Below are 12,635 nucleotides of genomic sequence, written 5' to 3'. Positions count from 1 at the left end.
TTCACGAGAGAAGATTCAGGCCGGGTATTACGACCGGAACATCGCGGACAGGGATTCTTCGTTGCTGATGCGGCGCATGGATTCGGCCAGCATGGCCGAGAGGGTCAGCTGGCGGATCTTCGGCGCTTTCTCCATCTTGTCACCCAGTGGGATGGAGTCAGTGACGACCAGCTCATCCATGACCGAGTTGTTCAGGTTCTCGATGGCCTTGCCCGACAGCACCGGGTGGGTGCAGTAGGCCACGACTTTCGTGGCACCGTGGTCTTTCAGCGCGCTGGCAGCGTTGCACAGGGTGCCGGCGGTATCCACCATGTCGTCCACCAGCAGGCAGGTGCGGCCGCTGACTTCACCGATGATGTTCATGACTTCGGCCACATTGGCCGCCGGACGACGTTTGTCGATGATGGCCAGGTCGCAGTCCAGGCTCTTTGCCACTGCGCGGGCGCGAACCACGCCGCCGATATCCGGGGAGACGACCACCAGGTCCTGGTATCCCTGGCGCTCGATATCGTCCAGCAGTACGGAGGAGCCGTACACGTTATCCACCGGTACGTCGAAGAAGCCCTGGATCTGCTCCGCGTGCAGGTCGACGGTGAGTACGCGGTCGATGCCCACGCTGACCATCATGTCTGCGACCACCTTGGCGGAAATCGGTACGCGCTGAGACCGCACCCGGCGATCCTGGCGGGCGTAACCAAAGTAGGGCACGACGGCGGTGATGCGGCCCGCCGATGCGCGGCGCAGCGCGTCCACCAGCAGGATCAGTTCCATCAGGTTGCGGTTGGTGGGCTGGCAGGTGGACTGCACCACGAACACATCCCGGCCGCGCACATTGTCGGTGATTTCTACCGCAATCTCCCCATCGGAGAAGCGTTTGACCACCGCCTCGCCCAGCGGTATCGCCATATGCTCAACAATCTTTTGTGCGAGTTCCGGGTTTGCGTTGCCGGTGAAGACCATTAAGTCAGCCACTGCGAGTACCTTTTTCGTTGGGGATAGAAGATAGTAGTGAAATTCAGCTGGATTGCGGAGCGGGAACTGCTTGCAGGATAGTGTGATGCCGTTTCATTGGGCGACCATTTGGTGCAAGGGTAGAAGAGTGGCTTTGCTTGCCGATAATCGGGGCTGGGCCCGAAGCTCCGTGCGAGCCAAGGATGGCTCGGCCGCAAATCAGCTCTGCTGATTTGGCGGAAGCTAAACTCGGACATGCGCCGGGTTTAGCGTTTTTCATCAATTCAAGGATGAATTGATGAAAACTTAAAGAGTGGCTGGGGTGGAAGGATTCGAACCTTCGCATGACGGGATCAAAACCCGCTGCCTTACCGCTTGGCTACACCCCAACAATGTTGCAGTTAGTCAATCTAGACGCTTGCTGCAAATTTCGCGAGTTGCCGGTGCGTGATGGACTCATCCGCGCCGCGCGCAACGAAGCCTTCCCATCCCGCAGGTCGCTCAGCAAACACGCTGTGTGCCGCTGCTTCCGAATCGAAGCCGGCAAACACGCAGGCGCCGGTTCCGGTCAGATAAGCCTTTGCGTACTGTGCAAGCCACGCTCTGGCCTCGCCCACCTCGGGGTAGAGGTCTTCCACCAGGGGCTGAAAATCATTGCCAGCGTATTCATCCAGCCAGTGCGTATTCAGCCGCCTGTCGCGAAGGGCCGCTAATGTAATTGCGGCAGAATCTCTTGTCAAACGCGGATCGGAAAAAAGCGCCGCGGTGCTCACGTGGCAGGCAGGTTTCAGTACCAGATACCAGCGGGGAACGATGTTGACCGGGGTCAGGCGCTCCCCCACGCCTTCGGCAAAAGCCGAGCGGCCACGCACAAACACGGGTACGTCGGCGCCCAGCTGCCTGCCGAGTTCGGCCAGGGTGTCGATATCCAGCTCGCAGCCCCACAGGTGGTTGAGCCCTAGCAGGGTGGTGGCCGCGTTGCTGCTGCCGCCACCAATACCGCCGCCGGAGGGCAGGGCTTTCTCCACAGAGATGGAAGCGCCGAGATGCATTCGGTCGCAATGTTGCCGCAGCAATTGTGCCGCGCGGTAGATCAGGTTTTGCTCGGGGGCGACGTCGACGTTGGGGCAATGGAGGTGGATCAGGCCGTCGCGGGTGGCCTGAAAATCTAGGGTGTCGCCGAAATCCAGTAGTTGGAACACCGTCTGCAGTTCGTGGTAGCCGTCGTTGCGGCGACCGAGGATGCGCAACATCAGGTTCAGCTTGGCGGGAGCGGTGAGAGTCAGGCTCGGAGAAGACGCGTTCATGAATTGAAAAGTGCCGTTGAATTCTGGCGGCCAGTGTACCAGCCGCCAGCTCATTCGTGCGTTCTGCGTTGCCCGCAGTGTGTTACTTGGGAGTCCACTCTTTGATCACCACGGTGACACTCACCGGCCCCGCGGCATTGGTCGTTGCGGCCTTGATTTTGCTGGGAAGCTGATAGGGGCCGACGGCCTGGTAGCCACTGAAGTTCAGTTGCCAGCCGGATTGCCGCAGGCTTTGCAGCCGGCCGCGGGCGTCTTGCTGTTGCCCGGCGGCAGCCCCCGGTGCGGCGAGGCCGCGCACCCAGTAAAACATTTCGGATACCGGAAGCGGCCAACCCATGACTTCTTCGGTTAGCTGCGCAGGGTTGGAAGCAAACACCGCAGGATCACTGCCCTTCTGCAGGCTGACGCCGCTGGGGGAGCCGCTGATGGTGGTGGCGCCAGCGCCCAGTGGGCCGCTCAGGTGGATGCGGTAATTGGTGTTGGCCTGTTGCCACACCAGGTTTGCACTGCCGTTTTCTTTCGGCGAGCGCACGCCCAGCTTGCCCTTCGCTTCCCAGCGCTGCAGTGCTGCGGCGGACTGGGATTGCGGGGGTTGCTGCACCGGCGGTTGTTGCGGCTGCGGTTTCTGTGCGCTACATGCCGCCAGGGTAAACAGTAGTGTCGCCCCCAGAGCTTTCAGGGCGCGACGAATATCTGTGAAGGGTGGTGTAATTTTGCGGGTAAACGAGAGAGAGAACACTTCAGCTTTCCGTAACATGCTGTTCCAGTCTTTGTTGATCCTGCAGCCGCTGCATGGCTTCCGGGATGAGTTTACTTTCCGGGTTGGCCTGCAATCCCTGCTCCCACACCTGCATGGCCTGCTGGCGTTCACCGGCAGCCCACAGGGCTTCGCCCAGGTGCGCGGCGATCTCGTGGTCCTGCAGCAGCTCGTACGCCCGCTGCAGGTGCTTTATTGCCTCGGTGTGGTTGCCCAGACGGTGATGGGCCCAGCCCATGCTGTCGATGATCGCGGGGTCATCCGGACTCAGCGCCAGCGCCTTGGTGATTAGCACCATTGCCTCTTCGAGGCGGTCGTCATAGGAAAGCAGTTTGTAACCCAACGTGTTCAGCAGGTTCGCATTATCCGGGTCGCGGGACAACAATTTGCGCAAACCCAGTTCAAAGTTCTCCACATCGCCCAGCTGCTCGCTGGTCATCGCATGGGCGTAGATCAGTCGATTGCTGTCATCGTTGGTTTTCAGTGCCTCGGTCAGTAGTGCGTGCGCTTCTTCCAGGTGTCCATATTTAGTGAGCAGCTCGGTCTGCAACAGGTAGAACTGTTCCTGCTGCCCCGGGTGGCGCTGGCGCAGTTCGTTGAACCATTCCTGTGCTTCATCGGTGTTGCCGCTGGCAGCCAGCAGGTTGGTGCCGCGGGTAATGGCCTGTACGTAGTCACCACCGGGGCGCACCATGCGGTAATGGGTAACAGCAGATACTTCATCGTTGGTTTGTTCCGCAATGCCGGCGAGATAAAAGTGGGCGGCGGATTCATGCTCCTCGAGCGCCAGCAGTTTTTCCAGCAGTGGCTTGGCGTTGTCAAACTGATTGGTTTCATACTGAATCAGCGCCAGTGACAGAATCAGGTTCGCATCATTCGGGCGCTGCTTCACCAGCTCCACGAACTGTTGCTGGGCGAGTTCCAGATCTTCTTGGATCAGCAGCCGCGCATATTGCAGTCGCAGGCGACTTTCCCTGGGGTAGAGCGCCACCAGGTTCTCCAGCAGCCGCCGTGCCTCTTTATTGCGGCCCATGTCGATCAAGATGTGGGACTCCAGCAGGGGCGCGTCGAGTAGTGTCGGGTCTCGCTCCTGTACCTGACGTGTGAGATTAAGTGCCTCCTGTGCGCGCTTGTTGGCCCGCAGCATCATTGCCAGGGCGAGTGATACTTCATTGTTGTCCGGGTGCTTCTGCGACAAACGCTGGAATTCCGGCAGTACCTTTGCGGCCAGCTCGTCGTTATCCACTGCGGTGGCGGCGACCGACTGCAGGGGGGCGTCGCCGCCCAGGTCCAGAGCCAGCTCTGCGTGGCGGAGCGCATCGTCCAGCTCCCCGGCCAGGGTGAGCTCGGCGGTGGCCGCCAGCTGGGCGCTGGCGTTTTCTGGTTCCAGCTCAACCCACAGGAGTGCGGAGCGCAGTGCGGCGCGGCGGGCATTCAGAAAGCGTGCGATGCGCGTGGCACGTGCGGCAACCCCCGCATCCTTGGTGCGTTCGGCCTGAAAATAGTAGTGCGCCAGCGCCAGGTCGTACTGCTCCCGGTTGCCTGCCACCTCGGCTACCAGCAGGGTGTAAAAGGTCTCTATCGGGAAGGCCTTGGTCTTGCTTGCGGTGGCGCTTTCCCGGTCCGGGTCTCCCGCGACGGTGTCGGCGGGTGGTGCTGAGACGATTGCCTGGTTGTCGGTGGCATCGCCCGGGGCCTCGCTGGATGCGGCGCCGATGGTGGTGGGCTGGTGTGCGGGGTCGGCCGCCTGGTGCGGTTGCTGGGTGCAGGCGCACAGAATGGCAGTGGCGATGGCGGCTGCCAGCAGTTTTCCCCGGTGGCCGCTGCCGGGTTTCCGGGCCGGAATATCTCCCATATTGCCTTTGGCGTGGGCGGTGAGTCGGGTGGTCTGCTCGGTCCGGGTGACAAGTGCCGAGGTAGAGAAAAGCTGCATAGAAACGTGTCCGTACGTTCGCGCCAGGCACCACCCAGGGGCCTGGGGGCGTGCTGAGTTGGGGCACTGCTGTCACTGCATCCGGCAGCGGCGGCGGGCCATTCCGTGTGGTAAGGCGTCTGTTGGCGTATTTTTCCGGGTTATCGCCGTATAATTCTAGTTCTGAATTCCATGTCCGGTGGTGCTGGGTCGACTTCCTCGGCAAAGTCAGCACCTATTTAAACCGTCAAACCGCAACCGGTCTGGGTGGCGGTGGGCGCGTGGCCTACGGCTAAGATTGCGTGATACCGCTTGCACGCTGTGCGGCTGCCCCGGACAATGTGCGGCCTTTTTACCGAGAGAAACACCATTTTCGGGGCAGGTGCGCCTGGGTGCCCGAACGAGACGACGAGAACCTATGCCGATTTTAGCCCTGGGGATCAATCACGACAGCGCGCCTGTGGCCGTGCGCGAGCGGGTGGCGTTTGCCCCCGAGATGATGCCCAGCGCCCTGGCGGAGGCCCGCGCAGCGCTGGATTGTCCCGAGCTGGCGATTCTCTCCACATGTAACCGCACTGAGATCTACGGTGAGGCGACCCCGGAGTCGGTGCTGGCGTGGATCGCCCAGTACCACGATGTTCCCATGGAGCAGCTGACCAGCTGTCACTACCAGTTCACCGATGAAACCGCGGTGCGCCATATGATGCGCGTGGCCTGCGGGCTGGACTCCCTGGTACTTGGTGAACCGCAGATCCTCGGCCAGATGAAGTCCGCCTATGCAGTGGCACGGGAGTGCGGCAGTGTCGGTTCAACCCTGCACAATGTATTCCAGCAAGTGTTCTCGGTAGCGAAAAAAGTGCGCACCGAAACCGCCATCGGTGAGAACCCGGTGTCCGTGGCCTTCGCTGCCGTTTCCCTGGCGTCACGTATTTTTACCGATCTCAGCGAGCAGACCGCGCTGCTGATCGGTGCCGGCGAAACCGTTGAACTGGTGGCGCGGCATTTGCTCGACAAGGGTGTGACCAAGCTGATTGTCGCTAACCGCACCCTGCATCGCGCGCAGTCACTCGCGGAGGAGTTTGGCGCAGAAGCAATCCTGCTGGCGGATATCCCCGAACACCTGCCGCGGGCGGATATCGTGATCAGCTCCACCGCCAGCCAGTTGCCCATCCTTGGCAAAGGTGCGGTGGAAACCGCCCTCAAAAAGCGCCGTCACAGCCCCATGTTTATGGTGGACATCGCGGTGCCGCGGGATATCGAGCCGCAGGTGGGCAAGCTGGACGATGTTTACCTGTATACCGTGGACGACCTGCGCGGCGTGATTGACGAGGGCAAGCGCCTGCGCGAGCAGGCGGCGGAAGCGGCCGACCTGATTGTTGATGCGGCGGCGCAGGACTTCATGCGCGAGCACCGCAGCCTGCGCGCGGTGGATTCTATCCGCAGCTATCGCCAGCAGGCGCAGGGTATTAGCAAGTGCGAACTGGAGAAGGCGCTGATTCAGCTGCGTACCGGCGGTGACCCGGAGCAGTTGCTCGAGCAACTGGCTCGCTCACTGACTAACAAACTGATTCACGCACCCACCGTCGCATTGCGTCAGGCGACTGCCGATGGCGACATGGAACGGCTGCGCATTGCGCGGGAAATCATTGGCCTGGCCCCGGACGATGGCGGCCAGCAAACGGATGTATCGGCCGCTGCGCCGGAAAAAAAGAAACTGAAATAATGAAAGCTTCTGTACAGCAGAAACTCGAAAACCTGGTAGAGCGTCACGAAGAAGTGTCCGCTCTGCTGGGTGATGCGGAAATCATCAGTGATCAGGATAAGTTCCGCGATCTCTCCCGGGAGTATTCCGAACTGGAGGAGGTAGTTCAGTGCTACAGCCGCTATAAAACCCTGCAGGACGACATGGCGGCCGCCCGCGAAATGCTCAACGAAAGCGATGAGGAGATGCGCGAGATGGCGCAGGAGGAGCTGCGTGAGGCAGAAGCGCAGCTGGAGCCGCTGGAAAAAGAACTGCAGACCCTGCTGTTACCTCGCGACCCCAACGATCGCAAAAATGTCTATTTGGAAATCCGTGCCGGCACCGGCGGCGATGAGGCCGCTATTTTTTCCGGCGATCTGTTCCGTATGTATTCGCGCTATGCAGAAAAGCAGGGCTGGCGCGTCGAGGTGATCAGCGAAAACGCCGGTGAACACGGTGGCTACAAGGAAATCATCACCCGGGTTTCCGGTGAAGACGTGTACGCAAAACTGAAGTTCGAGTCCGGTGCCCACCGCGTGCAGCGAGTACCGGAAACCGAATCCCAGGGGCGTATTCACACTTCCGCGTGCACCGTCGCCGTGATGCCCGAGCCGGACGAGCGTGATGCAATCGAAATCAACAAGGCCGACCTGCGTGTGGACACCTACCGCGCCTCCGGCGCCGGTGGCCAGCACGTGAACAAAACCGACTCTGCGGTGCGCCTTACCCACATTCCCACCGGTATTGTGGTGGAGTGTCAGGACGAGCGCTCCCAGCACAAGAACCGCGCCAAGGCGATGGCGTTGCTGCAAGCCAAGCTGAACAGCGCGCAGGAATCGGCGGCCGCCCAGGAAATCTCCGATGCCCGCAGAAACCTGGTGGGCAGTGGCGATCGATCCGAGCGTATCCGCACCTACAACTTTCCCCAGGGGCGTGTCACCGATCACCGTATCGGCCTCACCCTATACAAACTGGATGAGGTCGTGCAGGGCGCGCTGGACGAGGTTATCGGCCCATTGCGCAACGAGTATCAGGCAGATCAGCTGGCCGCGCTGGGGCAGCACTGATCCCCATGGCCACGGTGAAGGAAAACCTGCTGCGGGCTGCGGAACTGAGCGAGAGCGATAGCCCGCGGCTGGATCTGGAAGTGCTGCTCTGCCACCTGCTGGGCAAGTCCCGCGCCTGGCTGTATACCTGGCCCGAGCATCCGCTGAGCGATGCCCAGCAGGCGCAGTTCAATGCCCTGATCGAGCGCCGCATCGCCGGTGAACCGGTGGCCCACCTCACGGGTACCCGGGAATTCTGGTCCCTGCCATTAAACGTCAATCGATCCACCCTGATTCCGCGCCCGGATACCGAGGTGCTGGTGGAAGTTGTGCTGGAACTCTGCCCGCAGAGCGCGGCGAATGTACTCGACCTCGGCTCCGGTACCGGCGCCATTGCCCTGGCACTGGCGAGCGAACGACCGCACTGGCAGATCATCGCCGTGGACACCATGCCGGCGGCGGTGGCACTGGCGGAGGAAAACCGCACCCAGCTTGGGTTTCGCAACGTAGAGGTCCTGCGCAGTGACTGGTTTTCGGCCCTGTCGGCGCGCACTTTCGATGTGATTGTGAGTAACCCTCCGTATATCGAATCCCGGGATCCGCACCTGCGGGAGGGGGATGTGCGCTTTGAGCCGCTGACTGCGCTGGTGGCGGAAGAGCAGGGCTTGGCGGACATCCGCAAAATCGCCGAGGATGCGCGCGCGCACCTCGCAGAACATGGTCTGCTTGCAGTGGAGCACGGCTGGGAGCAGGGCAAAGCGGTGCGGGCATTGTTTGCCGCACTCGGCTACCGCGAAGTTGAAACCCGCCCTGACTATGCGGGGCGGGAGCGTATTACGCTGGGTCGGCGTTAAAGGCAATTCCCCAAGCCGACGCGCAAACCGCAGGGAGGCATCCATGCACGATCACACCCACCACCGCGCACACCACCAGGCCCACCACCATAGCGGCAATGGTCATTTGAAACCCCTGATCTGGGGGCTCGTCATCACCCTGCTGTTTGCCATCGTTGAAGCCATTGGCGGCTGGCTATCCGGCTCGCTGGCCTTGCTGGGTGATGCGGGGCACATGATTACCGACTCCTTCTCCCTCGCCCTGGGCGCAGTGGCCGCATGGCTCGCGCAAAAACCCGCAAGCCGGGAAATGTCGTTCGGCTGGGGGCGGGCCGAAGTGCTGGCGGCCATGATCAATGCGATGCTGATGCTGTTGATTGTGGTGGGGATTTCCATCGCTGCCTTCGATCGCCTGCGGAACCCGCAGCCGGTACAGGGCGGCATGGTGATGGTGATCGCCGCGCTGGGCCTGTTGGTGAATATCGCCGTGGCCTGGGTGCTGCACCGCGGCGAACAGACCCTGAATATCCGCGGCGCGCTGCTGCACGTGATGGGCGACTTGCTCGGCTCGGTAGCCGCCCTGATAGCGGGTGCGGTGGTTTATTTCACCGGCTGGACACCGATCGATCCGCTGCTGTCGGTGTTGATCTGTATCCTGATTCTGTTTTCCAGTATCAGGCTGCTGCGGGATGCGGTGGACGTGTTAATGGAGCGGGTGCCGCGGGAGCTGAGCCTGCCGGTGGTGGGGGAAGCCATGGCGATGGAAGCGGGTGTGCGTTCGGTGCACGATCTGCATATCTGGCGTCTGGACAGCCGTATGATTTCCCTGTCGGCGCACATTGTTGTGGACGAGCTGTCCGACTGGCCGCAGGTGCTGGCGCGGCTGCGCAGAACACTGGCTCAGCGTTTTGACATCCACCATGTCACCCTGCAACCGGAACCGCGGCACCTGGATCCTACCCCCATCATCGACCGGGTCAGCCCGTCCGATCAATAAGCTTCAATCTTCTTCGCTGGCCTCGTCGCGCTCCTCCGCGGGGGGCGCGTCAATGGCTTGCGGGGTTTCAACCGCTTCTTCCTCGGTGGTTTCCTGCGGCTGGGTGCCGCCGGCATTGGTGTTGTCTTCCGTCGGCGCTGGCTCCGCTTCCGCGGTGACCTCTTCCGGTGCCGAAATCTGTTCTTCCGGTGCCTGGATGCCAATGTGGTAGGCCGCAAACCCTGGCTGCACCACCTGATTCATCGCCATGCCGAGAATGCGCCCGTTGTATAGGGAGCGGATCTCCTTGCGCACGTTGGTGATGGGGTTGGTGACCGTGCCCAAGAGGTCGCCCTTACTCACCGTTGAGCCCAGTTCCACCTTGCTGAAAATAATGCCGCCAGTGGTGGCGCGCTGCCAGGTGGAGTTGTAGTACACCGGTTCCGGGTCCCCCCACAGGCGGAACTTGCTCACCATGCCCAGCTGATTGAGCAGGGTGCGGATACCCTTGACGCTGTGGCTGACCGAGCGCTCGTCTAGCACCATGGGGGCACCGGCTTCCAGGGTTACCGTGGGAATGCCTGCTTCGACGGCCGCGCGCCGCAGGGTGCCCTTGGCGCCGTCACTGTGCAGTACCACGGTAGAGCCGAAGCCTTTGGTCAGCTTTACCACTTTCGGGTTTTTCAGGTCGCCGCGCAGCTGCGGCAGGTTGGTGCGGTAGAAGGAGCCGGTGTGCAGGTCCACGATCGCGTTGCAGTGCACCACCACTTCGTCAAAAAACGAACGCGCAATACGTGAGGCGGAGGAGCCATTTTTATCCCCGGGGAAATGCCGGTTCAGGTCGCGGCGGTCGGTGAGGTAGCGGGAGCTGCGGTGAAATCCCTGCATGTTCACAATGGGTACGCCAATGACCGCTCCCTTCAGGGTCTGCGGATTCAGGTTGTACATCACCCGGCGCACGGTCTCGATGCCATTCAGTTCGTCGCCGTGGATGGCCGCGGTGAGGCACAGGGTGGGCCCGGTTTCCGCGCCGTTCACCACCAGTACCGGGGTTGCGCTGTACACCCCTTCAAAGTGCTGGCTCGGGGACCACGCCAGGCGGGTGGAGGTGCCTGCGGGAACCTCTGCACCCAGTAGCTGCAGCGGGTGGCCTGCCGGCTTCTCGGTTTGCGGCGCCTCTGGTTGCGGTTTTGGTTGCGGTTTCGGCTGGGAGCGTGGCACAGGGGACGCCGCCGACGGTTCGGTGGCGTCTGACTCGGGTGGCGCCACCAGATCCCGTTCCGTCACCGGCTTGTCCAGCTCGATGCTTTTCGCCTTCGGCATCGGTTTTTCCGGTTGCTCACCGGCTTCCCGTTGCGTGCTTTCCTGCGGCGTTGCGCTTTCCTGCGATTGTTCTGTCACACCTGAGGGCTCTGTCGGGTACTGAATTACTACCGCTTCGCTACTTTCATCCATCACACTGGTCGCGGCGGCCGCAGCGACGGAACCGGACAGGACGAACAGCAGGGAAAAGCTCAGAGAGCGATGACGCATGAAAAGCTCCGTTTACGGGGGTTGCGATAATCAAAGCCAGCGGGTGGCAGGTCACCAGGCAGGATATTGATGAGCCTGGTGCCTGTTGCTGAGAGCGCGAGTATAGCCAATCGGTTCCGGGGAAATTGCGCGGCACTTGGCGATTGGTTAAATCCGCACGTGTTTGGCCGGGTGCGCAGTGCCGGCCAGGGCCTTGCGGCTGGTGTTGCGCAGCCGCAGGATCAGCAGCACCGCCGCGGTGCCGAGACCGACACAGATACCCACCCAGTAGCCGTAGACACCCCAGTATTGCTCCCCCATCCAGTAGGCAGCACTCAGGCCAACCAGCCAGTAGGAAAACAACTGGATGTACATGGGAACCCGGGTGTCCTTGTAACCGCGCAGTGCCCCCCACGCCATGGCCTGGGCCACATCCACCAGTTGAAAGGCGGCGGCCAGCAACAACAGGTTGGCGGCCACGGCGATGATTTCCGGGTTGCCGGTATACGCGAGTACCAGCAGATTACGCAGGCTGATCAGGATCACGCCGGTACACAGGGCGTAGATGAGCCCGCTGCCAACGCCGACAGTGCTGACAAAGCGCGCACGCCTGGGGCGCCCCTGGCCGAGCACCTGGGCGGTGCGGATGCTGACCGCCTGCGCCAGTGCCAGCGCCACCAGATAAAAAACAGAACCGATACTCATGGCGATCTGGTGGGCGGCGACAATGGTGGCCCCGTACGAGGCGAGCAGCAGGGTAAGACTGGCGAAGAATGTGACTTCACTGGCTGCACCGATACAGATCGGCATGCCCACCGCCAGCAGGTGCCTGAGGGTCGGCCAGTGGGGGCGGGGCGGTATCAGCGTCAGCTTGAGGGCGCGGTAAGCGGGGTCCTGCCCCGCGTGCCAGTAAAGTGCCAGGGCAATACACCAGCACACCAGGCTGGTGGCCCAGCCGCAGCCGGCGCCGCCCATAGCGGGAATGGGGCCCCAGCCAAACACCAGCAGAATATCCAGCGGAATGTTCAGTGCTGCCGCCGCGAGATAGATTCGCATTACCGGCCGCACCTGCGCCATGCCTTCACAATACCCGCGCAGGGCGCTGCCAAAGGCAAAGGGCAGGATGCCGGTGGCCAGTGCCAGCAGGTAGTGCACCATCACCTTGCGCACCGGTTCTTCGGTCTGAATCCACTGGCTCCACAGTGGGGCCGCCAGCAGCGCCGCCGCTACCAGCAGGCCGCCAATCAGCGCGATCCAGATGGACTGACTCATCTGTTGGGCGCAGCCCTGCTCATCCCGGGCGCCGCGCAAATGGGCAACCACTGGAGAGACCGCCGCCAGCATGCCAATCAGCGTAACCGCGCACACCGCCCAGATGCTGGAGCCCAGCGCGAGCCCGGCCAGGTCCACCTCCCCGGAGCGCCCGGCCACGATGGTATCCGTAACCCCCATACTCACCACCGCCAGATTGCTCACCACGAGCGGTCCACCCAGTTTGGTGAGGTGGCGCAGCTCCGTGGCTGTGGCGCGTTTGTAGATTCTGAGCATGGATCGGATTCGGGCTGGCTAAACTGATCGAACGTTATCTTCACAAAGACCG

The 12,635-nt window shown here is 61.9% G+C and carries 10 protein-coding genes and 1 tRNA gene; 4 read left to right on the top strand and 7 right to left on the bottom strand.

Annotated features, from left to right (window positions below; genetic code table 11):
- Positions 1-27: 27 nt before the first annotated feature.
- The 5 genes from JF535_RS15970 to JF535_RS15950 form a co-directional block, all read right to left on the bottom strand.
- Positions 28-960, bottom strand: a complete 933-nt coding sequence (locus JF535_RS15970; RefSeq protein ID WP_242524081.1) for a ribose-phosphate pyrophosphokinase — start codon at positions 958-960, stop codon at positions 28-30.
- Positions 961-1,265: 305 nt separating this feature from the next.
- Positions 1,266-1,340 (bottom strand) — tRNA-Gln (locus JF535_RS15965).
- A 21-nt stretch (positions 1,341-1,361) separates the two neighbouring features.
- Entirely contained in the window at positions 1,362-2,258 is an 897-nt protein-coding gene (gene ispE / locus JF535_RS15960; RefSeq protein ID WP_207004118.1) for a 4-(cytidine 5'-diphospho)-2-C-methyl-D-erythritol kinase, read from the bottom strand.
- Positions 2,259-2,340: 82 nt separating this feature from the next.
- A complete protein-coding gene (gene lolB / locus JF535_RS15955; protein ID WP_207004116.1) occupies positions 2,341-3,015 on the bottom strand; it encodes a lipoprotein insertase outer membrane protein LolB in 675 nt (224 codons plus the stop codon).
- Positions 2,999-4,948 (bottom strand): tetratricopeptide repeat protein, encoded by a 1,950-nt coding sequence (locus JF535_RS15950; protein ID WP_242524058.1) that lies wholly within the window; start codon positions 4,946-4,948, stop codon positions 2,999-3,001. Before JF535_RS15950 ends, lolB begins: the two co-directional genes overlap by 17 nt.
- Positions 4,949-5,345: 397 nt before the next feature.
- Between JF535_RS15950 and hemA the strand changes: the two genes are divergently transcribed.
- The 4 genes from hemA to JF535_RS15930 are packed head-to-tail and all read left to right on the top strand — an operon-like array spanning position 5,346 to position 9,544.
- Complete coding sequence (gene hemA / locus JF535_RS15945) at positions 5,346-6,650, top strand: glutamyl-tRNA reductase (protein WP_207004114.1); 1,305 nt, start codon at positions 5,346-5,348, stop codon at positions 6,648-6,650.
- Positions 6,650-7,735 carry a peptide chain release factor 1 gene (gene prfA / locus JF535_RS15940; protein WP_207004112.1) on the top strand — a complete coding sequence of 362 codons (1,086 nt, stop codon included), beginning with the start codon at positions 6,650-6,652 and terminating at the stop codon, positions 7,733-7,735. Before hemA ends, prfA begins: the two co-directional genes overlap by 1 nt.
- A 5-nt stretch (positions 7,736-7,740) precedes the next feature.
- Positions 7,741-8,568 carry a peptide chain release factor N(5)-glutamine methyltransferase gene (gene prmC, locus JF535_RS15935; RefSeq protein ID WP_207004111.1) on the top strand — a complete coding sequence of 276 codons (828 nt, stop codon included), beginning with the start codon at positions 7,741-7,743 and terminating at the stop codon, positions 8,566-8,568.
- Between the two features lie 43 nt (positions 8,569-8,611).
- Positions 8,612-9,544, top strand: a complete 933-nt coding sequence (locus JF535_RS15930) for a cation diffusion facilitator family transporter (RefSeq protein WP_207004109.1) — start codon at positions 8,612-8,614, stop codon at positions 9,542-9,544.
- Positions 9,545-9,547: 3 nt separating this feature from the next.
- Here JF535_RS15930 and JF535_RS15925 read toward each other — a convergent pair whose 3' ends face one another.
- Together JF535_RS15925 and JF535_RS15920 are read right to left on the bottom strand one after the other, a co-directional pair.
- On the bottom strand, positions 9,548-11,056 hold the full coding sequence (locus JF535_RS15925; RefSeq protein ID WP_207004108.1) for a succinylglutamate desuccinylase/aspartoacylase domain-containing protein: 1,509 nt from the start codon (positions 11,054-11,056) through the stop codon (positions 9,548-9,550).
- Between the two features lie 147 nt (positions 11,057-11,203).
- Positions 11,204-12,583, bottom strand: coding sequence for an MATE family efflux transporter (locus JF535_RS15920; RefSeq protein WP_207004106.1), 1,380 nt, complete (start codon positions 12,581-12,583; stop codon positions 11,204-11,206).
- Positions 12,584-12,635 lie beyond the last annotated feature (52 nt).

The organism is Microbulbifer salipaludis, from assembly GCF_017303155.1.
GTDB lineage: Bacteria > Pseudomonadota > Gammaproteobacteria > Pseudomonadales > Cellvibrionaceae > Microbulbifer > Microbulbifer salipaludis.
This window is presented reverse-complemented; position numbering and strand designations above follow the sequence as displayed.

Bases quoted from the DNA above. Each gene is read 5' to 3' on its own strand.
- JF535_RS15920 (WP_207004106.1), bottom strand. From the start codon at position 12,583: ATGCTCAGAATCTACAAACGCGCCACAGCCACGGAGCTGCGCCACCTC.
- JF535_RS15925 (WP_207004108.1), bottom strand. From the start codon at position 11,056: ATGCGTCATCGCTCTCTGAGCTTTTCCCTGCTGTTCGTCCTGTCCGGT.
- lolB (WP_207004116.1), bottom strand. From the start codon at position 3,015: ATGTTACGGAAAGCTGAAGTGTTCTCTCTCTCGTTTACCCGCAAAATT.
- JF535_RS15950 (WP_242524058.1), bottom strand. From the start codon at position 4,948: ATGCAGCTTTTCTCTACCTCGGCACTTGTCACCCGGACCGAGCAGACC.
- JF535_RS15930 (WP_207004109.1), top strand. From the start codon at position 8,612: ATGCACGATCACACCCACCACCGCGCACACCACCAGGCCCACCACCAT.
- prmC (WP_207004111.1), top strand. From the start codon at position 7,741: ATGGCCACGGTGAAGGAAAACCTGCTGCGGGCTGCGGAACTGAGCGAG.
- hemA (WP_207004114.1), top strand. From the start codon at position 5,346: ATGCCGATTTTAGCCCTGGGGATCAATCACGACAGCGCGCCTGTGGCC.
- ispE (WP_207004118.1), bottom strand. From the start codon at position 2,258: ATGAACGCGTCTTCTCCGAGCCTGACTCTCACCGCTCCCGCCAAGCTG.
- prfA (WP_207004112.1), top strand. From the start codon at position 6,650: ATGAAAGCTTCTGTACAGCAGAAACTCGAAAACCTGGTAGAGCGTCAC.
- JF535_RS15970 (WP_242524081.1), bottom strand. From the start codon at position 960: ATGGTCTTCACCGGCAACGCAAACCCGGAACTCGCACAAAAGATTGTT.